24 protein-coding genes and 2 pseudogenes are annotated in these 20,189 nt (G+C 58.3%); 20 read left to right on the top strand and 6 right to left on the bottom strand.

What is annotated here, in order from left to right:
- Positions 1-60: 60 nt before the first annotated feature.
- From C3Y91_RS15760 to C3Y91_RS37940, 5 genes and pseudogenes are all read left to right on the top strand, one after another.
- On the top strand, positions 61-1,176 hold the full coding sequence (locus C3Y91_RS15760) for an efflux RND transporter periplasmic adaptor subunit (protein ID WP_075223888.1): 1,116 nt from the start codon (positions 61-63) through the stop codon (positions 1,174-1,176).
- Positions 1,176-4,289, top strand: a complete 3,114-nt coding sequence (locus C3Y91_RS15755; RefSeq protein WP_130763483.1) for an efflux RND transporter permease subunit — start codon at positions 1,176-1,178, stop codon at positions 4,287-4,289. Before C3Y91_RS15760 ends, C3Y91_RS15755 begins: the two co-directional genes overlap by 1 nt.
- 48 nt (positions 4,290-4,337) lie before the next feature.
- Positions 4,338-5,021 carry a TetR/AcrR family transcriptional regulator gene (locus tag C3Y91_RS15750; RefSeq protein ID WP_168575563.1) on the top strand — a complete coding sequence of 228 codons (684 nt, stop codon included), beginning with the start codon at positions 4,338-4,340 and terminating at the stop codon, positions 5,019-5,021.
- Positions 5,022-5,142: 121 nt separating this feature from the next.
- The gene (locus C3Y91_RS15745) at positions 5,143-5,511 is read left to right on the top strand and encodes a VOC family protein (protein WP_164020954.1); all 369 of its coding nucleotides are present in this window, start codon (positions 5,143-5,145) and stop codon (positions 5,509-5,511) included.
- 136 nt (positions 5,512-5,647) lie between these two features.
- Positions 5,648-5,845: pseudogene (locus C3Y91_RS37940) on the top strand (IS481 family transposase); the annotation flags it as partial.
- A 230-nt stretch (positions 5,846-6,075) separates the two neighbouring features.
- Here C3Y91_RS37940 and C3Y91_RS37935 read toward each other — a convergent pair.
- Complete coding sequence (locus C3Y91_RS37935) at positions 6,076-6,276, bottom strand: hypothetical protein (protein WP_026171011.1); 201 nt, start codon at positions 6,274-6,276, stop codon at positions 6,076-6,078.
- 126 nt (positions 6,277-6,402) lie between these two features.
- Positions 6,403-6,597, bottom strand: coding sequence for a hypothetical protein (locus C3Y91_RS15730; RefSeq protein WP_130664547.1), 195 nt, complete (start codon positions 6,595-6,597; stop codon positions 6,403-6,405).
- 254 nt (positions 6,598-6,851) lie between these two features.
- On the opposite strand from C3Y91_RS15730, the gene C3Y91_RS15725 reads away from it, so the two are divergent.
- The gene (locus C3Y91_RS15725; protein WP_168575562.1) at positions 6,852-7,055 is read left to right on the top strand and encodes a CsbD family protein; all 204 of its coding nucleotides are present in this window, start codon (positions 6,852-6,854) and stop codon (positions 7,053-7,055) included.
- Positions 7,056-7,430: 375 nt separating this feature from the next.
- Positions 7,431-7,946 (top strand): hypothetical protein, encoded by a 516-nt coding sequence (locus tag C3Y91_RS15720; RefSeq protein ID WP_018484770.1) that lies wholly within the window; start codon positions 7,431-7,433, stop codon positions 7,944-7,946.
- A 130-nt stretch (positions 7,947-8,076) separates the two neighbouring features.
- Here C3Y91_RS15720 and C3Y91_RS15715 read toward each other — a convergent pair whose 3' ends face one another.
- The gene (locus C3Y91_RS15715) at positions 8,077-8,304 is read right to left on the bottom strand and encodes a hypothetical protein (RefSeq protein WP_024321922.1); all 228 of its coding nucleotides are present in this window, start codon (positions 8,302-8,304) and stop codon (positions 8,077-8,079) included.
- Between the two features lie 145 nt (positions 8,305-8,449).
- On the opposite strand from C3Y91_RS15715, the gene C3Y91_RS15710 reads away from it, so the two are divergent.
- Both C3Y91_RS15710 and C3Y91_RS15705 read left to right on the top strand, forming a co-directional pair.
- Positions 8,450-8,620 (top strand): hypothetical protein, encoded by a 171-nt coding sequence (locus C3Y91_RS15710; protein WP_165410325.1) that lies wholly within the window; start codon positions 8,450-8,452, stop codon positions 8,618-8,620.
- 353 nt (positions 8,621-8,973) lie between these two features.
- Entirely contained in the window at positions 8,974-10,467 is a 1,494-nt protein-coding gene (locus C3Y91_RS15705) for an FAD-dependent monooxygenase (protein ID WP_130686377.1), read from the top strand.
- Between the two features lie 18 nt (positions 10,468-10,485).
- On the opposite strand, the gene C3Y91_RS15700 is transcribed toward C3Y91_RS15705, so the two are convergent.
- The gene (locus C3Y91_RS15700; RefSeq protein WP_130763487.1) at positions 10,486-11,223 is read right to left on the bottom strand and encodes a hypothetical protein; all 738 of its coding nucleotides are present in this window, start codon (positions 11,221-11,223) and stop codon (positions 10,486-10,488) included.
- A 298-nt stretch (positions 11,224-11,521) separates the two neighbouring features.
- On the opposite strand from C3Y91_RS15700, the gene C3Y91_RS15695 reads away from it, so the two are divergent.
- The 6 genes and pseudogenes from C3Y91_RS15695 to C3Y91_RS15660 all read left to right on the top strand — a co-directional run bounded on the left by C3Y91_RS15695 (position 11,522) and on the right by C3Y91_RS15660 (position 14,869).
- Positions 11,522-12,001 carry an LBP/BPI/CETP family protein gene (locus C3Y91_RS15695; RefSeq protein WP_168575561.1) on the top strand — a complete coding sequence of 160 codons (480 nt, stop codon included), beginning with the start codon at positions 11,522-11,524 and terminating at the stop codon, positions 11,999-12,001.
- Positions 12,002-12,345: 344 nt separating this feature from the next.
- Positions 12,346-12,576: a YgaP family membrane protein gene (locus tag C3Y91_RS15685; protein ID WP_130655342.1), complete on the top strand. Its 231-nt coding sequence runs from the start codon at positions 12,346-12,348 to the stop codon at positions 12,574-12,576.
- 9 nt (positions 12,577-12,585) lie between these two features.
- Positions 12,586-13,122, top strand: coding sequence for an RNA polymerase sigma factor (locus tag C3Y91_RS15680; RefSeq protein WP_168575560.1), 537 nt, complete (start codon positions 12,586-12,588; stop codon positions 13,120-13,122).
- 33 nt (positions 13,123-13,155) lie between these two features.
- Positions 13,156-13,416 carry a hypothetical protein gene (locus C3Y91_RS15675; protein ID WP_027689089.1) on the top strand — a complete coding sequence of 87 codons (261 nt, stop codon included), beginning with the start codon at positions 13,156-13,158 and terminating at the stop codon, positions 13,414-13,416.
- A 37-nt stretch (positions 13,417-13,453) separates the two neighbouring features.
- Positions 13,454-13,740 (top strand): annotated as a pseudogene (locus C3Y91_RS15670) (transposase); the annotation flags it as partial.
- A gap of 838 nt (positions 13,741-14,578) precedes the next feature.
- On the top strand, positions 14,579-14,869 hold the full coding sequence (locus C3Y91_RS15660) for a DUF982 domain-containing protein (RefSeq protein ID WP_018073545.1): 291 nt from the start codon (positions 14,579-14,581) through the stop codon (positions 14,867-14,869).
- 181 nt (positions 14,870-15,050) lie between these two features.
- Here C3Y91_RS15660 and C3Y91_RS15655 read toward each other — a convergent pair whose 3' ends face one another.
- Positions 15,051-15,878 carry a nickel-binding protein gene (locus tag C3Y91_RS15655; protein ID WP_024321930.1) on the bottom strand — a complete coding sequence of 276 codons (828 nt, stop codon included), beginning with the start codon at positions 15,876-15,878 and terminating at the stop codon, positions 15,051-15,053.
- A 447-nt stretch (positions 15,879-16,325) separates the two neighbouring features.
- On the opposite strand from C3Y91_RS15655, the gene C3Y91_RS15650 reads away from it, so the two are divergent.
- The 3 genes from C3Y91_RS15650 to C3Y91_RS15640 all read left to right on the top strand — a co-directional run bounded on the left by C3Y91_RS15650 (position 16,326) and on the right by C3Y91_RS15640 (position 17,112).
- Entirely contained in the window at positions 16,326-16,583 is a 258-nt protein-coding gene (locus tag C3Y91_RS15650) for a DUF982 domain-containing protein (RefSeq protein ID WP_011651896.1), read from the top strand.
- A gap of 107 nt (positions 16,584-16,690) precedes the next feature.
- Entirely contained in the window at positions 16,691-16,861 is a 171-nt protein-coding gene (locus C3Y91_RS15645; RefSeq protein WP_162039352.1) for a hypothetical protein, read from the top strand.
- Complete coding sequence (locus C3Y91_RS15640) at positions 16,861-17,112, top strand: hypothetical protein (RefSeq protein WP_018068670.1); 252 nt, start codon at positions 16,861-16,863, stop codon at positions 17,110-17,112. Before C3Y91_RS15645 ends, C3Y91_RS15640 begins: the two co-directional genes overlap by 1 nt.
- 311 nt (positions 17,113-17,423) lie before the next feature.
- Here C3Y91_RS15640 and C3Y91_RS15635 read toward each other — a convergent pair whose 3' ends face one another.
- Positions 17,424-18,920: an FAD-dependent oxidoreductase gene (locus C3Y91_RS15635; protein ID WP_168575559.1), complete on the bottom strand. Its 1,497-nt coding sequence runs from the start codon at positions 18,918-18,920 to the stop codon at positions 17,424-17,426.
- Between the two features lie 44 nt (positions 18,921-18,964).
- On the opposite strand from C3Y91_RS15635, the gene C3Y91_RS15630 reads away from it, so the two are divergent.
- Together C3Y91_RS15630 and C3Y91_RS15625 are read left to right on the top strand one after the other, a co-directional pair.
- Positions 18,965-19,489 carry a MarR family winged helix-turn-helix transcriptional regulator gene (locus tag C3Y91_RS15630; protein ID WP_075223878.1) on the top strand — a complete coding sequence of 175 codons (525 nt, stop codon included), beginning with the start codon at positions 18,965-18,967 and terminating at the stop codon, positions 19,487-19,489.
- 111 nt (positions 19,490-19,600) lie between these two features.
- The gene (locus tag C3Y91_RS15625; protein ID WP_130672563.1) at positions 19,601-20,077 is read left to right on the top strand and encodes a DUF2938 domain-containing protein; all 477 of its coding nucleotides are present in this window, start codon (positions 19,601-19,603) and stop codon (positions 20,075-20,077) included.
- The last annotated feature ends 112 nt before the right edge of the window (positions 20,078-20,189 follow it).

Genomic DNA, 20,189 nt, shown 5'->3' with positions numbered 1-20,189 from the left:
AAATAGATTTAGATCGCAATCTAAATAATCCGTGTCGCCCGTCAAGAAGAGAAACTCAAAATGAAACGCAAACTTGTCCTGACTTTCGTAGGTCTCGTGGCAGCGGCCGGCGCAGCCGGGGCCTTTTTCGTGGTTTTTGAACCCACCAAGCAGGAAGCGGTGGCCGCTGATCCAAGAACAGCGTCACCACTCGTAAGAGTGGTGGAGGCAACGACCACCGGTGCGGCTGAGCGCTCTTTCACAGGCACTGTCGCTTCCCGGGTACAAAGCAACCTTGGTTTTCGTGTTCCCGGCAAAATCGTCGAGCGGATGGTCGACATGGGGCAGCAGGTGAAGCAAGGCCAGGCACTGATCCGCATTGACGAGACCGATCTCCAACTCGCGCTGACCGCAAAGCGTAATACCGTTACCGCAGCACGTGCTGTCTTGGTCCAGGCGCAAGCAGACGAAAAGCGCTATGCGGCGCTGGTAAAAAATGGCTTGGCAGCTACTCCGCAGCGTTATGAACAGGCAAAAGCAGCGCTCGACACAGCCTCTGCTCAGCTTGCTGCAGCAGAAGCCGACGCCAAAGTGGCCGAAAATGGGACTGCATACACGCTTCTTGTTGCCGACGCTGATGGAACCATAACCCAGACCCTTGGAGATCCGGGACAAGTCGTGGCAGCGGGCCAGACCGTCGTTCAACTGGCGCAGGCGGGCCCGCGCGAGGCTGTTGTCTGGCTTCCGGAGACTCTGCGGCCCAAGATTGGCTCCGAAGCGCAGACCAGCGTCTATGGAGGCGGAAGTTTAAGCGGAAAGGCCAAACTTCGGCAGATCTCGGATTCCGCCGATCCGCAAACCCGTACCTACGAGGCACGTTATGTTCTCGAAGGCGATGCGGCTTCCGCCCCGCTTGGCTCGACAGTGACGATTAGAATTCTCGATGCTGACCGCCAGTCGGAGGTTGCTATACCAGTGGGCGCAATTCTCGATGACGGTAGTCGCACCGGAGTGTGGGTCGTCAACGGCACAACATCAACGGTGAAGTTCACCCCGGTCAAAGTTCAGCAGATTGGCGAGGAGATGGCATTCGTCACGGGAATTGGAACTGGAGAGCAGGTTGTAGCACTGGGCGCGCATCTCCTCGCCGATGGCGCGGTCATCAGGATTGCCTCGCAGCAAGAGGCGAAAAAGTGATGAACTTCAATCTGTCAGCCATCGCCGTTCGCGAACGCGCCATCACCCTCTTCTTTATTGTGCTGCTGGCCGCCGCTGGCGCCTACGCCTTCGTCAAGCTGGGGCGCGCCGAAGATCCGTCTTTCACAATCAAGACCCTAACTGTTACTTCGGTCTGGCCAGGTGCCACTGCCCGTGAAATGCAGGACCTTGTCGCCGAGCCGCTTGAAAAGCGCATTCAGGAACTCACATGGTACGACCGCGTCGAGACGACAACCCGACCGGGCTACGCCTTCCTGACGGTCACCCTCAAGGATAACACCCCGGCAAGTGCCGTGGCAGAAGAATTCTATCAGGCGCGCAAGAAGCTTAGTGACGATGCCCGCAATCTCCCTCCGGGCGTCATCGGGCCATTTGTCAACGATGAATACTCCGATGTGAGCTTCGGTCTCTATGCATTGAAGGCAAAGGGACTGCCGATGCGCGATCTCGTGCGGCAGGCCGAGGTCATCCGGCAGGACCTGCTGCATGTTCCTGGCATCAAGAAAATCAACATCGTCGGGGAACGTCCCGAACAGATTTTCGTCGAGTTCTCCTACGCGAAGCTCGCGACACTCGGCATATCGGCTCAAGATATCGCTGCTGCTTTGCAGCGACAGAACACGGTCACACCCGCCGGCTCGATTGACACAAGGGGGCCACAGGTCTTCATCCGGTTCGACGGAGCTTACAACAGTGTGCAGGCCGTTGCCGACACGCCGATCGTGGCCGCTGGCCGGACTTTGAAACTCTCCGATATCGCGGATGTACGGCGCGGTTATCAAGATCCTGCCACCTACATTATCCGCCATGAAGGCGAGCCAACAATTATGTTGGGTGCCGTAATGCAGGCGGGATGGAACGGACTTGATCTCGGAAAAGCGCTTGAGGCTCGATCCGCCGCGATCGCGGAGACACTGCCGCTGGGGATGACGCTCACCAAGGTCAGCGATCAGGCTGTCAATATCGAGGAGGCCGTCGGCGAGTTCATGCTCAAGTTCGCCATGGCGCTTGGCGTCGTCCTGTTCGTAAGTCTAGTCGCACTCGGCTGGCGCGTCGGCATTGTCGTCGCGCTTGCTGTGCCGCTCACACTTGCCGTGGTCTTTCTCATCATGCTGGAAACCGGGCGCTTCTTCGACCGCATCACGCTCGGCGCTTTGATCCTTGCGCTGGGCCTTCTTGTGGACGATGCCATCATCGCCATTGAGGTGATGGTCGTGAAGATGGAAGAGGGCATGGACCGCATCAAGGCGGCCGCCTATGCGTGGAGCCATACTGCGGCGCCAATGCTGTCGGGCACGCTGGTGACGATCATCGGGCTGATGCCCGTGGGGTTCGCAAAATCAACGGCCGGCGAATATGCCGGTAACATCTTCTGGGTCGTCGGTTTTGCCCTGATCGTATCCTGGATCGTGGCTGTTACCTTCACGCCCTACCTTGGCGTCAAGCTGCTGCCGAACATCAAGCCGGTCGAGGGCGGTCATCACGCCATCTATGACACGCCGAATTACCGTCGTCTGCGTTCCGTCATCGAGTTCGCTGTCCGCCATAAGTTCATGGTCTGCGCCGTGGTAGGCATCACCATGGCCGTTTCGGTTGTTGGGATGGGCGGCGTGAAACAGCAATTCTTCCCGACATCGGATCGCCCGGAGGGGCTGGTTGAAGTGCGCATGCCCGAGGGCACCAGCATCGAGGCGACGACATCCGCGGTTAAGAAGGTTGAAGACTGGCTACAGACCCAGCCCGAGACCAATATCGTCACAAGTTACGTAGGGCAGGGCGCACCCCGGTTCTTCTTTGCTATGGCACCGGAATTGCCGGATCCCGCCTTCGCCAAGGTCGTCGTTCTCACGCCTGATGCCCATGCGCGCGAAGAACTGAAGCACCGCCTTCGTGCCGCTATTTCGGAGGGTCTTGTTCCCGAAGCTTCAGTGCGCGTCACCCAGCTCGTGTTTGGTCCGTACACGCCGTTCCCGGTCGAGTTCCGGATCATGGGGCCTGATCAGGATGAACTCTATAAGATTTCCGAGCAGGCTCTGGCGATCATGAAGACCGTTCCCGATGTCCGCCAAGCCAACCGTGACTGGGGCAACCGAACACCTGTTCTGCGATTTGTCCCCGACCAGGAAAGGCTCAATCTGATTGGTCTTTCTCCATCGGAGGCTGCCCAGCAGATGCAGATGCTGCTCACCGGCATCCCTGTCACGCAGGTGCGCGACAACATCCGCAACGTGCCTGTCGTTGCTCGAAGTGCTGGCGAAAACCGCCTCGACCCGTCACGACTTGCCGACTTTTCGCTGATGAGTCGGGATGGCCGCCAGGTTCCCCTCGATCAGATCGGGCATTCCGAAATCAGGTTCGAAGAGCCGATCTTGAAGCGTCGTGACCGGACCCCGGTCATCACTATAAGGTCTGATATCAACGAGGCGACGCAGCCACCGGAGGTTTCGCAACAGGTAATGAAGGCCCTCCAGCCGCTGATCGCATCGCTTCCCGTTGGATACCGTATCGAAATGGGCGGCAACATCGAGGAGTCATTGAAAGCCAATGTTGCGCTTGCGCAGATTTTCCCGCTGATGATTGCTGCCATGCTGATCGTCATCATCCTGCAGGTTCGCAGTCTCTCGACAATGACAATGGTGATGCTGACCGCACCGCTTGGTCTTGCCGGGGTGGTTCCGACCTTGCTGCTGTTCAGTCAACCCTTCGGCTTCAACGCCATCCTCGGCTTGATCGGGCTCGCAGGCATCCTGATGCGAAACACGCTTATCCTGACAGAGCAGATCAAGGAGAACCAGGCGGCAGGGCTCGACGACTACCATGCCGTGATCGAAGCGACCGTCCAGCGAACAAGACCTGTTATCCTGACTGCACTCGCGGCGATCCTGGCATTCATACCTCTGACCCACTCAGTGTTCTGGGGGTCGATGGCCTATACGCTGATCGGCGGAACGGCGGCAGGCACCGTGATGATCCTGCTCTTCCTTCCGGCCCTCTACGCCGTGTGGTTCCGTATAAAGCCGCCGAAAGCGGCAGACCATGGGCAATCTGCCCGCGACGAGCCGGAGCACGGGCGAGCTATGGCTGCCGAATAAGGATCGCCGTTGGAACGCCGGATGGATAGGAACTCTGCTCGAGATGTCATGAACCACCGTATAAGGATCGAACTTGACGTCGAGACTACACATGAGCGCATTCTGGATGTGGCGGAAGAGCACTTTCGCCGCATCGGATTCCAGAAGACTACAGTCGCCGATATCGCGAAATGCCTGGGTATGAGCAGCGCGAATATCTACCGCTTCTTCCCCTCCAGGTCGGCAATAGACGCGTTGATCTGTAACCGGTTCTTCGCGGAATTCGTTCAAGTCGCGAAGCTGACCGCGTGCATTCGTGGATCGGCTCAAACGAAGCTCGCAAAAATTCTGGCGCTGCTACACCAGAAGCGGAAGACAACGTTTGTCGAAGAGAAGCGCGTCCATGATTTGATGGTTGCCGCGGCGGGTGAGAATTGGGAGATCAATAAAGCTCATACTGATGAAGTTGTTGCGATCATCGAAGCGATTATTAGGGACGGTACAGTATCCGGCGAATTCGTAGCCGAGGATCCCGGGCGTGAGGCAAGAAGTATCATGACGGCCTTCACGCCATTCTACCACCCTGTGCTCGTTGAACAGGAGGTCCGGCAAGGCAACGATACTGGAGCACGTCTTCGCGACCAGATCGCGTTTTTCATCAGGGCTCTGGGCGGCTCCGCTACTGATGGGCGTCACCCCGGTAACGAGCGAGAGCTGGCTGGTACAGCATCCCTTCGCGACCTTATTCCGTAAAGGCGAATTTTATCGTGGATACAATTCTTCGCATGCCACTCCCCCAAGCGTTGCAGAACCGTAGGATGCAGTTATAACCTACTTTTTTCGGGGAATGCCCGGTCAAAGTGTAGGAGCAGAGATGTTTGCTGTCCGCTACTTCGTGAAAGACGTGAGTGCATCAATCAAGTATTACTCAGATGCTTTCGATTTCGAACTTGTGCAGCAATACGGGCCAGCCATGGCAATATTGACGAAGGATAATCTGACCTTGTGGTTGGCTGGTCCAGCGTCCTCTGCCGTTCAAGCGGAGAAGAAGGTCAACCCGGATATTATGCCGGGCTTTAACCGGATAGTAGTTTTGACCGACGACATCAAAAACGTCACCGCTCGAGCATTGGATTGTGGGGGGAGGGTTCGAATTGACATCGGATCTGGACCGACTGGTGAACAGTCAATACTGGAGGATCCAGATGGCAACTTGATCGAGCTATTCAGCAGTCGGCCTTGATTGCGTGACCACCGCTAATTTGCTTACGGAACCAACAGAACGCTGCCGAATGCTTTGCCGGACGCAGCACGTCGGTGCTTCCGCCGCGTGTGCCGCTGATCAAAGAAGCGATCGCCAATGGCGAACGCATCTGGGCCATGCCTTCGAATACACCTGCGCCACTAGCGATATCGAGCACCGCACGACCAAGCCGAGGCATCCGCGGTCAAGTCGAGAGGATGAACCGAACCATCAAGGCCTCACACCCTACGAGTTCATTTGCAAAGCATAGGCTTCACAACTCGAGCGCTTCACCTTCGATCCGCTCCATCAAATGCCGGGACTAAACATCTAGGAAATTTTTTGGGGAGGCGGCCGAGGCCGGAATTGATCGCACACCACAAATAACGGGAAAATTTCCGCTTATTCGTACACACATTTTTACGTACAGTTGAAAATTAACGCTAAACAATAAAGTAAAATCAGTGATTTATGTCATGATACAACTGACTTCTAATCACTAGGTCTCGGGTTCGAACCCCGACGCTCTCACCATTTCTAGTCTTCAAGATAGCTGCCGCAATCTTAGATCAATAGTCGCAGTAACGCGCCCTCGTCCTTCACCCCATGCTGGTACGAGTGGATCACCCGCCGAGCCAGATCTTCGCGCTCGGTATCTGTTGTGACTTGTCGCATCGAGCTGATGTGGTCAAATACTCTCTGGCAGAGGGCAACTTCTTCGTCGCTCAACACGGTTTGTGCGTCGGCTATCTGGGATCGGATCATGATCGCCCTCGCTTCCTTCGGACCGATGGGAGGATGGAACATCGCCTCTTTAAGCACGTGAAGGGAGACACAAGGTCGTGAGGTCTCACCCCCATTGTCGGGATAGGTCTTTGTCCCATCTGGCAACTAATTCTCGTTCGGCCCGCTCCACACATATGCAGAAGCCGGCTTTCTCCGGGCATTCCAGATCACTTCGTACCCTATCTTCTCAAGCGAGAGTAAAGCGCCAAGCCTTTCTTCATCTGGCAGGCTTCGCAGAGAAACGTTAAGTGCGTCCAGGCCACCTAAATTGTAGAGGTTCACGAATACATCGAGTGCCATTGTTCTTCTCCCCATGGGGCAGTATAGCACAAGAACAGAGGAATATTTGCTTCATGCATAAATAAATATTTTATACATCTATTCGTTCTTCACGAATTATTTATGGTTTTATTCATTAGGGTGTGGATATTTGACATGGGCAGCGCCTTGCGTCTTTGCCGTTGGAATTGAGCTTCGCGGAAATCCGCTGAGACACAGGAACCAACTTCCACTGCGGTCCGTTTTCTTCTCATCAACAACAGGAGAAATCGACCATGGATTGGAATCGGATCGAAGGAAACTGGAAGCAGGCGAAGGGCAAGATCAAGGAGCAGTGGGGCAAACTCACCGACGATGATCTCGACCAGATCGCCGGCAAGCGCGACCAGCTGGAAGGCAAGATCCAGGAGCGGTATGGCATCGAAAGGGATCGTATTAAACGCGACATCGATGACTGGAGCGGTCGCCAGACTTGGTAGTGCCTGAGCAAAAACCCGGTGAAAGCCGGGTTTTTGCTGTCGGCGCCTGCCGGCCAACATTTCTCGAGCCGCTTGCTGCCACAAGATTGCAAGTCCTTTATTGTCGAAATCGAGATCATTCTCATTTCCTTATTTAGCATATTCATATATATGGTCGCGGTCGGTCTCGACCGCGGTAATTGGAATAGAAGTTCCACACATCCAGATCCGGCATCGGGGCATGCCAATCCGCCAGAACAGTGCCCAAGCATTTCTCGACCGCCTTGCCGTTCCAATTTTTTCTGCCGCTCAATTTTTCCGGGTCATCACGTGGGTCGCGCAGATCACCGCCCCGGCCACAGAGCAATTCAGCCTGCGCACGAAAAGGGGATATCGATGAGAAGTTTCTTGACACTGATCGCTGCGACGTCAGTAGGGCTGTCGGCGATGGCGGCCTATGGACAAAATCCCGTTCCCAAAGCCAGTGATGTGCTTGTCAAATATGGGGAGGTTGAGAACTGGACCGTCTATACAAATCAAACCCGCGGAGATTGCTTGATCGTGCGCGACTATGGTGCAAGTTCGGTGCAAATGGGTGTTACCGCAGATCAGCAGGTGGGATATCTTGGCGTATTCTCGAAGGCTGATATCGGCCTTCAGAACGGGACCAAGTCGGAAGTCTTCGTCTCAATCGGAGGTCATCTCTATGGTGGTGTTGCCACCAGCACCCACGGTGAGCTCAAGGGCGGATATTCTGGCGGCTACATCTTGACGGACAGCCCGGAGTTCAAGCGCGACCTGGCGAAGAAATATGAAATGATCGTGTTTCCGGAAACCAAGGGGACCTTTGTCGTCGACTTGAAGGGAACTTACAAAGCAATGGCAATGGGCCGCAAATGCCTCAAGCATTGACCGGCGGCTCTTATATTGCCGTCAATCGACGTTCGTGGTTTTGCTGCACTATCTCGGCGGCATTGTGAAACAAGGGCCGCACGTGCCCCCATAATGCCGGAATTTTGGAGCGGTCGAGTGCTGTCGGATGTCACGAATATCCGCCAAAAGCCAAGAGAAGTGCGCCGAGTGCGATAACCGCCAGGGCCGGCCAGTTTTTCGATATCCCGAGGAATCTGAGGCCTTGCCGCCGTGGCTCCAGCGTGGTGCCGCCTTGCGGCATTTGATGCGGATCACTCGGTCTTCGACCAAGCGCCGAGGTAAAGAGAAAAAGAAGTCCGCCGATGATGAGAGCGGCTCCGGTCAGGATTGCCCACATGGCGACCTCCATAGCAACCAGGATGTGGGGTAAACCAGATCCGGACCGGATCGTTCCGTGAATGGGTGCTCACTTGAACAACCTCCGCGTCGGAACCAAAGGCGCTCGCAGCGAATTTGACCGCTGAGTAACCTTGGAGATCTTGATGGACGAGACACCGAAGACGGCAATCCGTGGCATGATGTTGTACGTCGTCGCTCTTCTCGTCTTGGGGGTGCTGGCGGGGGCCGTGTACACAATCTATGGCCATCCCGCCGATCCGTCCGAGCGACCGGCGGCTGAGACGATTCCGCAAAAAGCTCCAGCTCCGCAGTGAGATACGTCTTTCCAAGGAATTGATTGATCCCCTTCGAGAGGAACGACCCCGGACGGCGCCTGCCACATCCGGCGCCCACCCGGTCAGGTCGTATTGAAAAGCTTGGGCTCCACAGCAAGAGACCCGCAAGTGGCGGCGAATAGGGCTTTGGAGAGCAAGCCTGAAATCCTGTCGCAAGTCCTTCCAACCAGTATGGAGCTTATATTTATAGGGAGAACAACCTGCGACAGAGAAAATCGGTATCTGCGCAGGGCCGATTGGATGGGCCGATTTGATGGGGAGAAAGCAGTGGGGCCAGGTCTCTGGAACCCTGAGATATTGCGTTGGAGCAATTGAAATAAGGGAGTTTGCGGATGAGGGAACATGCAGTCGTGGTTGCGGGGGCAGGGCCGACGGGCCTGATGCTGGCAGGCGAGCTGGCCTTGGCGGGCGTCGACGTGGCGATCGTCGAACGCCGCCCTGACCAGGAGCTTGCGGGTACGCGTGCCGGCGGTCTGAGTGCGCGCACGCTCGAGATTCTCGATCAGCGCGGCATCGTCGACCGGTTCCTCGCGGAAGGGCAGACAGCCCAGGTCACGGGGTTCGCGGTCATGCGTCTGGATATCAGCGATTTTCCGACCCGGCACAATTACGGGCTGGCGCTGCGGCAGAAGCATATCGAGCGCATTCTGGCCGGCTGGGTCAACGAGCTGGCGGTGCCGATCTATCGTAGTCTCGAGGTAACGGGTTTCGCGCAGGACGACAGAGGCGTCACCATCGAACTCTCCGATGGCGCCTCGCTCAGGGCAGGCTATCTCGTCGGCTGCGATGGCGGGCGCAGTCTGGTTCGCAAGGTTGCCGGCATTGCGTTTGAGGGATGGGATCCGACGACCGGCAATATCCTGGCCGAAGTGGAGATGGAAGAGGAGCCGCCATTGGGCATCCACCGCACGGCCCTTGGTATTTATGCCTTCGGCAGGGAGGAGTACGAAATCCACGACGGCAAGATCGTCTTTGCCAAGGAAGGTCCGATCGGCGTGATGGTGCCGGAGAAGAATGCCGGCGCCATGACCGAACCGACGCTCGACGATCTCAGGGAAGCGCTCATCGCCGCGTTCGGAACAGATTACGGACTCCATCGCGTCAACTGGATTTCCAGGTTCACCGACATGTCCAGGCAGGCGATGGCCTACCGCAAGGGCCGGGTATTCCTCGCTGGCGATGCCGCCCATGTGCATTCTCCGGTCGGCGGGCAGGGCCTCAATACCGGTGTGCAGGATGCCGTCAATCTCGGTTGGAAATTGGCCCAGGTGGTGAAAGGCACGTCGCCCGAAGCCTTGCTCGACACCTATCATGCCGAGCGCCATCCGGTTGCGGCCCGCGTGTTGCGCATGACGATGGCGCAGGTCGCCTTGCAGCGCACCGATGATCGTACCGAAGCCTTGCGAGACATCGTGACGGAGCTGCTTGGCATGGAGGAGCCGCGCAAACGCATCGCTGCCGAAATGTCTGGACTGGCTATCCATTACGAGTTCGGCGAGGGGCACCCGCTGCTCGGTCGCCGCATGCCTGACCTCGACCTGGTTACCTCAGATGGTCCTGTGCGTGTTTTTACGCTGCTCCAAGATGCGCGGCCGGTGCTCTTGAACCTTGGCGCGCCCGGCAGCGTCGACATCCCGCGGTGGTCGGATCGCATCAGGTTGGTCGACGGCAGATATGACGGTCCATGGGAGCTGCCTGCGCTGGGTGCGGTCTCCGCTCCAGCCGCCGTGTTGATCCGGCCCGATGGATATGTGGCGTGGGTGGGTAACGGGACGCAGGATGGTCTGCAGGAGGCTGTGAATAGCTGGTTCGGACCACCCGGCTAAAGGCCGAGAAAGCGCCGACTAAGCGGCGAGCGAGATCGAACCGCAGTCCGATATCGTCTCCGGATCCGGCATCGGTTTGCCGCGGCGTTCCCACGTCCGGCGGCTGATGCCGAAAGCCTCCCAGGGGCGCGCTTGGCTGAAAGAATTGGCGAGATAGTCGGCTCTGGAAAGGGCGCCGGCGGCACGGCGCTGCTCCTCTTTTCGCGCTCGGTCCCGCTGGCGCCGCTTTTCCTTTTGAAGTTTTGCTCTCTTCCGCTTCGTCACATCGAACGCACCGATGGTGCGGATATTGAGGGCGCTCCGTTCCGCGTAGCTGAGATGCAGCGCGTGACCGAGCGCGTCGGCGGACAAGTCAGAAAAGCGCGCCTTGGTCCGCTCGTAGATGACGTCCTCTATGTCGGCTTTCCCAGCCCAGGGAAGCCATCGCGCCGCCCAGCCGAGCACCACCTCGACGAACTCTTCCTTGAACTCGACCAGGGCGAGGCCGGCGATCACCTCGACATAGATCAATGCGTCATCGGCCTCGGGCACGATGTCTCCGTGACGATGCCTGATCAATTTTTCGATCTCGCGCATCCGGCCGCGGAAATGGTTCCAACGGCTGGCCCGCATGCGGCGCTGGACGGCCTTGTAGCCCAGCAGACAGTCGCCGATCTTGATGACCGCAACATCCCGCGCCAAGCCCTCCGGCCGATCAGCTTTCTCAGCCCGCTTCTCCGATTGCGTCGCTTCATCTGCACCAACAAGACGATCCATCGATTTTCCCATGCACTGGCTTGAGAGGCCGAAACGACTGATTGTAAAGGAAGACCGAGGGGGTGATCATCCACTTTTCGCGCTGTTCACACGTCATTCTGCGGATAGTCGAGGACATGGCGGTCGATCTCGAATCGACCCGCCGCAGCTCGGAAAATGGCAAATGCGATAGCAAAGGAGTCGCTCAGGTGCCGAGTGTGTGGCGGCGATCGGCATTGCTTTGCCGATGGCCTGTTGCACGCTTATGATGCGGGGCGTCCGCGGGCTGGTCATCGGACTATACGGGAAGGAGAAGGAGATGCGCTATTGGCTGGGCCTGCTTGCGATAGGCGCACTTGCCTTGCAACCGCTCATCGTCTCACAGGCGCAAGCGGCGAATGCGCTGGAGCGGGCCATCGGAGACGCGCAACCTTGCAGGTCGCTCAAGGCGAAGGTCTCGAGTTTTGGGATTACCGTGCAGGTAGGCGTCGACAAGCTCGATTCGGTGAAGATCGAAAACCTCCAGGTGTCGGTGAATGGCGACGCTGCGCAGGCCAGTGCCCGGGGCACGCTGGCTTGCAAGACATCGGACGAAGCTCTCGTCAAAGGCGGGTTCTCGGCGACCGCAGAAGTCCATCTGCAGGTCGACCTTGCGACATGCAAGACCACCGAGAGTTCGATCGAGATCGTGCAGACTGGCGGTCGCTTCGGCGATATTGTCAAAGGACTGCAGACCGAGATTTCCGACGCGCTGCGCCGAAGTCTCGAGAAGAACCTCGCGAAGATGTGCGAGAGGTAATCGACGGCTTTGACCCCGTTCTAGGCGTCCGCCGATTGACGCCGGCGGAGACATAGCTTTCGATTAGTACCTCTGCACGGAGGATTTGACGGGTTGATTTTGGTTCATTGCAGGATTGGCAAGTTTTCTGGGGCGACCAGGATTTCGATGCTTCGGGCGACGCCGGTTTGGCGTCGGATCAGGCCGGCGCGTTCGAGCGTAAGAACCATCTGATGAACCGAGGGCGGGGTGACCTGGAAATGGCGCTGTTGAAATATTTTTAGAACGACGCGAACCGAAACTGCATTCCCAGCCCTCTTACCTTTCGAGCGTGCCATTGCGCTTGCAACTTTGGAGGGTTTACCGTGCTTTATGTCAAGAATGTACCTGGATGGGAACGCGCGGTTCGTGTCGTTGCCGGTTTGGCTATGATCGCCTGCGGCTTGCTGGGCTTAAGTGGGCTTATGATCGGCTATGCGATTGCTGGCGTCGGCGTCAGCACAATGCTCACCGGCTTCATCGGTTTTTGTCCCATGTGTGCCATGGCGGGCCGCCGCTTGGATGCCGCGAACCGCCGCCTCGACACTGCGAAGTAGGACACCCGCATGTACACGCCGAAGTATGACCTGGCTCTGGTTGACGACGCGCGCAATGGTGACAAGCAAGCCATCTTGGCTTTGCTGGACCTCGCACAGCCAGACATTCGGCGCTATGCGCGGCGCAGCTGCAGCGCTTCCGACGACGTTGACGACGTGGTGCAGGAGACATTGTGGCTACTGTACCGCCGCGTCGGAACGTTGCGCGCACTGGGCTCGATATCGGGCTGGCTGCTGGCCGTGGTACGCCGCGAATGTTTGCGCATGGCAATGCGCGCGATGGGAAAGCCGGACAATCTGGACGACGCATTGCTGAATCCGGCCAACGTGGACCGCCTGGCACATTTGTCGCAGGACGAACTCCGGCTTGACCTTTCACGCGCGATCCAATCCCTGCCCGAACACTACCGCGAGGTGATCATACTACGCGATATCGAAGAGATGACGATCGACGAGGTCGCCGCTTCACTGAACCTCACCCGCGAGAGCATCAAGGGTCGACTGCACCGGAGCCGGGCGCTGCTACGTGAATACCTCTTGGATTGATTGAACCACTATGAATTGGAGAGATGAATTTCCATGAATCCCATGAACCTGTCACCTACCGCCTCGCCCAAGACAATGTTCGCCAGCAATGGTCTTGTCGAACATCTGGCCCGCGGTATTGTCGGCATCAGCGCTTTGAGTTACGCGATATCGATCTCTGTGCCACATCCATTTTATTCGCTGGCCCTGGCTGGCGTGTCGATGGTGGCTTTTCGCGGTTGCCCCATCTGCTGGACGATCGGTCTCGTCGAGACAACCTACCGTATGTTCAAACGCCACCATGCGGCACCGTGAATGACCACCTGTAACGATGGCAGCGTGTTGAGTGTCTGAAGCCTTTGCGCCCGCCGAAGCCCGGCGCATTCTGCGTCGCCTGCAGCTCCATTACACCCCCAAGCACGCCAGCTGGCTGAACATGGTCGAGATCGAAATCGGCGCCTTGCGCTGCCGGTGCCTCGATCGCAGAATCAACGACCCCAAGCGCGCCTTGTCCGTGAGCTTGCCGCATGGGAGAAACAGCGCAACACCGCCGGCGCCCAAATCAAGTGGATGTTCACGACCGACAAAGCCCGCACCAAAATGGGCCGCACCTATCCCGATACGGCCAAAGAGTCATAATCACTGTGCAGAGATACTAGGCACGCCCGTCCCAATCGATCCATCGGCGCGGAGGAATTCATCGTCCATCCGATCGCCGGGTAGGGAACACGCGGTTGTGCCGCCACATTTCCATCAGCGCGTCTGCAATCAGCGGAAGCCGAAGAAACTCAAAACCGCGAGCACGATGACGACAGCGCCGACGAGCCAGATCAAATTGTTCATGGGGAACCGTTCTCCTGTTTAGGATCGGGCCAACTGTGACCCGATCACATAACGGTGAAGCAGGTTAGGAGTTCCCGACCGGCCCCATTGCTGTCGCGTGCCGCCCCTAGTGCAAAACCCAATTTCCGGCTCTAACCTTTCAATAACTGCACGAGCGCGCATTGCTGGGTCTGAACCCATCCGCGCATGCCGGGTTTACCGATGTATCCCGCTGATATTGAAAATCCTGGTGATCCTGCCTTGCAGGCGATGTGCAGGAAGACGTGAACGCGGACACACCGATCAGCACTCCCGCTACCAATGAAAAAAATCGGTTCATCCGAACGTCTCCTCGCGAGGTTGTCATGGTCGCAATCTACCATGCCAACACGAGAATATACGAAACTTCTAGCACGTCTGATCACGCTTAGCTGATCCGAAACATTCCTACGATTGATCTACCAATCTATATTGGTGATGCGTCGACCCTCAACCGATGGTCAAATGCGCTTAAGTCTACTCTGATCGGGCTATTCTGCCGTTGTGGAAGTAGTTGCATGACGTTAATAGTCCGACGAACTCGATTTTGACTTGAAAAAATCGCGGTTATTCAGTAAAATTACACCATAAAAAGTAATATAAATGGGAGGATACTATGTCGTCAACTCGGTTTGATCCGATTCTGCTTCATCGTCAACATTTCATCGATGAGGTCACGTGCCTCGATGAAATCTTCGATGTTCTGGACGGGTGGCCGGAGGACAAACGGGGTTTGGCATATGACACGCTGTTGAAGGCGTGCAGGGATACGGCCAACGGGCGTTTCCCGTTGAGCGCTGCGCGCGAGAATTTCCGCCGGTTCCTGAAGATGTCGGGCGTACTTGCAATGGTCGAGGGCGGCCCCAAATTCGAGCGGCTGATGAACCATCAAATTGGTAATGCTTAGTCAGATATAGGCCTGTTAGGCCCGTCTGCATGGCAGGTGAGGGCGCGCCGTCACATCAGTTGCGGCGCGTTTTGGTTTAGATATCTCCGGATCGGATGATCGCCTATTTCTTGGCCAAAAAGCGCCGCGGCAAGCCCCGCCAAGAGGCAGCCGGCTATTCGGGTATCGGATCCAACAGATCTTAGTTTACGTCGGCATTGGCCCAGTCGCATCGGAAGACCTGCATCGGCTTCGAGAACCCCTTGAACCGTCGGCGCGTTGCGTGAGTGAAGAGATCGGCGGCGCCATACTCCCGAAAAATATTCTCCGAGACGAGGATCTGGTCGGTGGAGGCTGCCGCGCAGAGACGCGCGGCAAGTTGCACGGTCGAGCCGAAGAGGTCGTTGCTGTCCTCGACCGGCTCGCCGCAATCCACTCCGATGCGGATATGGATAGGCTCGGTGTTTCCGCCGTTGTAACGCTCGAATTCCCGCTGGATCGCCATGGCGCATTCGACGGCTGCCGTTGTCGCGGCGAAGGCCGCCATGATGCCGTCGCCTGTGTGTTTCACTTCGCGACCTGAATTCTGGCTGAGGCATCGGCGCACGATAGCGTCATGGGCTCTGACCATTTCTGTCGCAATCCGGTCGCCGAGGCGCGATGTCATCGCTGTCGATCCGACGATGTCGGTAAAGAGAATTGCCCGGTGGCCGGGATCGACGTCGCTGGACGACTGGCCAGGCGCCGGCTCCGGATCATGAATTCGGCCAAGAAAAGCCTCGACCGCTGACAAGGCGACCTCGACGATCTCGCCGGCGACGAAGCCATGGGCCTCGCGATGCACACATTGCGCAGTTTCCGCGTCCGGCGCATCCACGAGGCAAAAGGCGGTCCCACGCCGCTGATCGAACCAGTAGGTCAGGAACTTGACGCCGTACTTGTCCTGGATGTCGAGATCCATGCGATGCGCCCGGGCAACGTCGGCGGCCGTCGTTCCTTCAAGAAAGTGCCGATCCATGAAAATAGGCATCGCGCGCTCCTCCCAGATCCGCCGCGTGCAGGATAGATCGCATTGTACGACCCGGATGAAACTCCGTCCACCTCTGGGACAATCAATGAAGGATGATAGAGACTTTTGCTTCCAGCAAAGCATATGAGTTGCTGTAATCCTTATGGAGTATAGAAGGAAAGACTGAGGTTTAATCAGCGGGCTTGGGATGATAAGCCTGATATTTACCATAATCAGTTGCTTAATGACTGATCGTGGGGCTCTCGGGGGTCGCTCAGGAAGCTTCAAGCGTTCCATGTTCTCAAACGCGTCGCCTGCAGGGACCCGGAGGGATGGAGAAACACGTCCGTCGCGGCATCATTGGCCAGGATCAAAATCCCCGCTTCGGCCGTTGACGCGGCATACCAACGGCACGCAAATTGCATCGTATCCATAAGCTCCACCGAAATTGGGAAAAGCTGTAGCAAAGTGAGACAGACGGCACATTTTCGACCGGTTGGCTTGGCCTCAATGGGGCTTGGTCATTATGCCGTTATTAACTCTGTGTGGGACGCCGCGCGCACGCTCCTGCGCGACTGGCCGGTAGACGACGGCGAAGAGTATTTCGAGGCCGTCAAGTCGTGCCTGGATGCGATTATCGGCGATCTCCCACCTGAACACGTGCGGGCGGCCTTCATCAGGGCGGCACAGGAGGCGGGCATCGCCGTGATAGAAGCGGCGGACTGAATACTCTCCGCGCTTCCTCAACTATCCTCAAAGCCATATCGTCCCGACGCTTGACTTTTCCTGCCAAAGTTCTAACTTAGAACAAAACAGGAACATTGGAGATGATCATGACGCATACGGAACAGGTGATCGCCAACGCCCTTGCGCTCGTCGAAGCGTCCCGCGCAGCCCGCGAGCGGGATCAACAGCGGCGTGCCGCCTGGCAGAGAAAAGTCGAACTCAGCCGGCCGCTGCCGCCATTGCCGCGCCCTGTGCAATTGCCGTTGGCGCTGAACTGATGCGACCGACAAGGACCTTGGAACCCGATCGGGCATCCCCCGAACAAGCTGGGCCGGAACAAACCTGGCCCGATCAGGCCTGGGAAGTCGAAGCCGTGCTCGCCTGGCATGACGACAATGCCAAAGCGGCGATACGCTCGCTGCTCGATGACTGCAAACATCTCCGCCAGCAATTGGCGCTGGCGGAAAGCGTAATGAGCCGCGGGATGGCCCGCGGCTGGGCGCCGCGATACGAGCGGGATGCTCTCTGAAAGATCCGATGCCGCTTGGTCTATGATGCGGCATCCTCCAACGCTCCTCATCCTGAGGCGCGTAGCCCATTGGGCGGAGCCTCGAAGGACCTGCCGCAACGCTGCTCTCTGCCATCTCACATCTGGCGCCGAACACCCGCCTCGTCCTTCGAGGCTTCGGCCTATGGCCTACGGCGCCTCAGGATGAGGCTCTCTTGGGCCTTGTGCGGCGGCTAGCAAACGAAAGTGCGCTACTCGGCGTGGCGATTGGCTACGGCACTCACACCTGTTTTCAGGCGCGCGAAGAACACCGTGGTGCTTTGAGTTGCCGCTTACGCAGCAAGGCCGACTTTTGCGAGATACGCTTCCAGCGTTGAGACTTCGCCGGACGCAATGATGGCGCCGACATAGCCGTCCGGACGCACGAGCACCCAGTCGCCCGATGTCACGCCGTAGGCATCATGGAAATGCCCGCCGTCGTCGATGAGATCTCCGCACCGGCCGATCCTGTGGATATGCAGGCTCGGGCGTGGCGGCACGGCGGCTTGCTCGGCCTCGTAGCCCAGCAGCGTCCAGTGCGGCCCCCTGAATAGTTCGAACAGACGCGTCGGCTGGCCGGCGACACCTCTGAGCGGCGCATCGGGTGCACGGTCGCCCGCAAGCAGACCGGCGCTCCGCTCCGGCTTTTCCAGCGCGAAGGAGGAGGAGGGATAGCCGATATCGAGTTGATGCACATCGCGGCCGCGCCGCATATCGCCTCGCTTCATGGCGTCAAGAAGATTGGTCGCCAGACCGAGCACGGCGGCGGCGACCGGGCGGCGCTCTTCCTCATAGCTGTCGAGCAGCGCGTCGGGCGCGCCGGCAGTGGCCGCCGCCAGTTTCCATCCGAGATTATAGGCGTCCTGAACGCTGGTATTCAGACCCTGTCCGCCGGTCGGCGGATGCGTATGGGCGGCATCGCCGACGAGGAACACGCGGCCGAGCCGGTAGCGATCGGCAAGCCGGGCGTTCATGTGGAAGGCCGATGCCCAGGAGACCGATTGGACCTCGATGTCGTCGCGGCCGGTGCGCTCCTTCACCAGGGTGGTCAAGCCTGCCGCGGAGAGATCGAGCTCGCCTTCGAGCGGGATGGGTCCCTGGATCTGGAACAGATCCGTCCCCGCGAGCGGGCAAATGGCGATCTGCCGCTGCATGTCGCCATCGCCGAAGCGATGCCATACGTCGCGATCCAATCCCTTGAGAACGACATCGGCGACGATAGCGCGCACGCCGAGCGTCTTGCCGGGAAAGCCGATATCCAGCGCATGGCGCACAAAGCTGCGGCCGCCATCGGCGCCGACGAGCCAGCGTACGCGGATGGTCTCTTCGCCGGATGTGCCCTTAAGCCGCGCGGTCACGCCCGCCTCATCCTGTTCGAAGCCGATAAGTTCACTGGCGAATTCGGGCCGGTGCCCCAGTTCGAGCAGGCGCTCGCGCATCACCCCTTCGGTCAGGAACTGCGGCACCATCAGCGGAAGATGATAGGGCTCGGCGGGCGTCGGCGCCCCACCCATCACGGCATCGGATTCGCTAACGCTGCCGTCATCGCGATATTCCCGCTGTCTGGGGTAGGCGCCGCCGAGCGCGACGATCCGGTCGAGAATGCCGAGATCCTCGAACACCTCTTGGCTTCGCGGCTGAATACCCTTGCCGCGGGAACCGCGGAATGGGTCGTTCAATTTTTCGATCAGGCGGAAGGACACGCCCCACCGCGCCAGCTCGATCGCCAGCGTCAGGCCGGCAGCCCCGGCGCCTGATATCAGCACGTCGACTGTGGAATTTTCTGTCATTGGTTTCTCCATATGTGTATTATGCACATAATAGGAGAATCGGCATGGCGTCAACAAAGAATGTGCAAAATACACATATCAGTGAAAAACTGCGCGAACTGCATGGGGCTTTGATCGAGATCGTCAGCGTCATGAACCGCCCGCAGCGCGACGAGCAGATGGTCCGCGAGGCGGGCATTTCGCTCGATCGTGCGCTGTTTCCGCTGTTGGTCACGATCGAACGGCTCGGTCCGATCGGGGTGGTCGAACTCGCCGACCGCGCCGGGCGCGACTACACCACCGTCAGCCGTCAGGTCGCCAAGCTCGAAAGTCTCGATCTGGTGGAGCGCCGCGGCAACGCCGCCGACCGCCGCGTGCGCGAGGCGGTCATCAGCCCGAAGGGCAAGGCAATGACCGATCGCATCGACGTCGCCCGCGAGCGGATGGGCCGCGCCATCTTCGAGAGCTGGGAGGAACACGACTTCAATGAACTCGTGCGGCTCATGCGGAAGTTTGCCGAGGATATCAGCGGCGATATCGGCAATGGCGCCGGAGAAACTGAGGGCGAGGGCGGACCGCAGCCGGATTAGCCTTGGAATCCTTCCCTTATGTGGCCATTCAATTCACCGGAGCCATTGCGCCGGCGCGTCTGCGATGATCTTGTAGCGTCCTGCAATCGCAACGTTTTCCGGTGATTCCCAATGTTCGATATTCTGTGGCGCGGCCTGGTGATCGGCGCCGGCGCAACCATCCTCATGGACCTCTGGGCAATCCTGCTCACCCAGTTCGGCCAGGCGGCGCCCAACTGGGCACCTGTGGGACGCTGGTTCTGGCACCTCGGCCGCGGCAAGGTCTTTCACGAGAGCATTGCCGATGCCGAGCCCTATGCCCATGAGCTGGCGCTCGGCTGGATCAGCCATTACGCCGTCGGCATCCTCTATGGGGTGATCTTCGCCATCATCATGGGCTCGGCCTGGCTGACGGCCCCGACATTTCTTCCCGCCTGGATCTTCGGCATCGTCACCGTCGGGGCAGGGTGGTTCCTGCTGCAGCCCGGCCTCGGCATCGGCTGGGCCGCCTCCAAACACCCTACCCCGAACAAGGTCCGATGCTTCAATCTGCTGGCTCATACGGTGTTTGCGCTGGGGCTTTATGGCACGGCGTTGATTATCGGCTGAGATCGCGGGGTCGGTTTCGTCCGCCCGGCCGAGGGGACATGCCGCAACGTCTCGATCCCCTCTTCTCCCCAGCGGGGAGAAGGTGCCCGTAGGGCGGATGAGGGGGCCGGCG

The sequence above is a fragment of the Rhizobium ruizarguesonis genome, assembly GCF_012349115.1.
GTDB lineage: Bacteria > Pseudomonadota > Alphaproteobacteria > Rhizobiales > Rhizobiaceae > Rhizobium > Rhizobium ruizarguesonis.
This window is presented reverse-complemented; position numbering and strand designations above follow the sequence as displayed.

Coding starts and splice junctions, on each gene's coding strand:
- C3Y91_RS15630 (WP_075223878.1), top strand. CDS start 18,965: ATGGCGTCAACAAAGAATGTGCAAAATACACATATCAGTGAAAAACTG.
- C3Y91_RS15715 (WP_024321922.1), bottom strand. CDS start 8,304: ATGTGGGCAATCCTGACCGGAGCCGCTCTCATCATCGGCGGACTTCTT.
- C3Y91_RS15750 (WP_168575563.1), top strand. CDS start 4,338: ATGAACCACCGTATAAGGATCGAACTTGACGTCGAGACTACACATGAG.
- C3Y91_RS15710 (WP_165410325.1), top strand. CDS start 8,450: ATGGACGAGACACCGAAGACGGCAATCCGTGGCATGATGTTGTACGTC.
- C3Y91_RS37935 (WP_026171011.1), bottom strand. CDS start 6,276: ATGATCCGATCCCAGATAGCCGACGCACAAACCGTGTTGAGCGACGAA.
- C3Y91_RS15700 (WP_130763487.1), bottom strand. CDS start 11,223: ATGGATCGTCTTGTTGGTGCAGATGAAGCGACGCAATCGGAGAAGCGG.
- C3Y91_RS15625 (WP_130672563.1), top strand. CDS start 19,601: ATGTTCGATATTCTGTGGCGCGGCCTGGTGATCGGCGCCGGCGCAACC.
- C3Y91_RS15725 (WP_168575562.1), top strand. CDS start 6,852: ATGGATTGGAATCGGATCGAAGGAAACTGGAAGCAGGCGAAGGGCAAG.
- C3Y91_RS15730 (WP_130664547.1), bottom strand. CDS start 6,597: ATGGCACTCGATGTATTCGTGAACCTCTACAATTTAGGTGGCCTGGAC.
- C3Y91_RS15760 (WP_075223888.1), top strand. CDS start 61: ATGAAACGCAAACTTGTCCTGACTTTCGTAGGTCTCGTGGCAGCGGCC.
- C3Y91_RS15660 (WP_018073545.1), top strand. CDS start 14,579: ATGTCGTCAACTCGGTTTGATCCGATTCTGCTTCATCGTCAACATTTC.
- C3Y91_RS15745 (WP_164020954.1), top strand. CDS start 5,143: ATGTTTGCTGTCCGCTACTTCGTGAAAGACGTGAGTGCATCAATCAAG.
- C3Y91_RS15675 (WP_027689089.1), top strand. CDS start 13,156: ATGAATCCCATGAACCTGTCACCTACCGCCTCGCCCAAGACAATGTTC.
- C3Y91_RS15655 (WP_024321930.1), bottom strand. CDS start 15,878: ATGCCTATTTTCATGGATCGGCACTTTCTTGAAGGAACGACGGCCGCC.
- C3Y91_RS15680 (WP_168575560.1), top strand. CDS start 12,586: ATGTACACGCCGAAGTATGACCTGGCTCTGGTTGACGACGCGCGCAAT.
- C3Y91_RS15640 (WP_018068670.1), top strand. CDS start 16,861: ATGCGACCGACAAGGACCTTGGAACCCGATCGGGCATCCCCCGAACAA.
- C3Y91_RS15645 (WP_162039352.1), top strand. CDS start 16,691: ATGACGCATACGGAACAGGTGATCGCCAACGCCCTTGCGCTCGTCGAA.
- C3Y91_RS15720 (WP_018484770.1), top strand. CDS start 7,431: ATGAGAAGTTTCTTGACACTGATCGCTGCGACGTCAGTAGGGCTGTCG.
- C3Y91_RS15695 (WP_168575561.1), top strand. CDS start 11,522: ATGCGCTATTGGCTGGGCCTGCTTGCGATAGGCGCACTTGCCTTGCAA.
- C3Y91_RS15705 (WP_130686377.1), top strand. CDS start 8,974: ATGAGGGAACATGCAGTCGTGGTTGCGGGGGCAGGGCCGACGGGCCTG.
- C3Y91_RS15635 (WP_168575559.1), bottom strand. CDS start 18,920: ATGACAGAAAATTCCACAGTCGACGTGCTGATATCAGGCGCCGGGGCT.
- C3Y91_RS15755 (WP_130763483.1), top strand. CDS start 1,176: ATGAACTTCAATCTGTCAGCCATCGCCGTTCGCGAACGCGCCATCACC.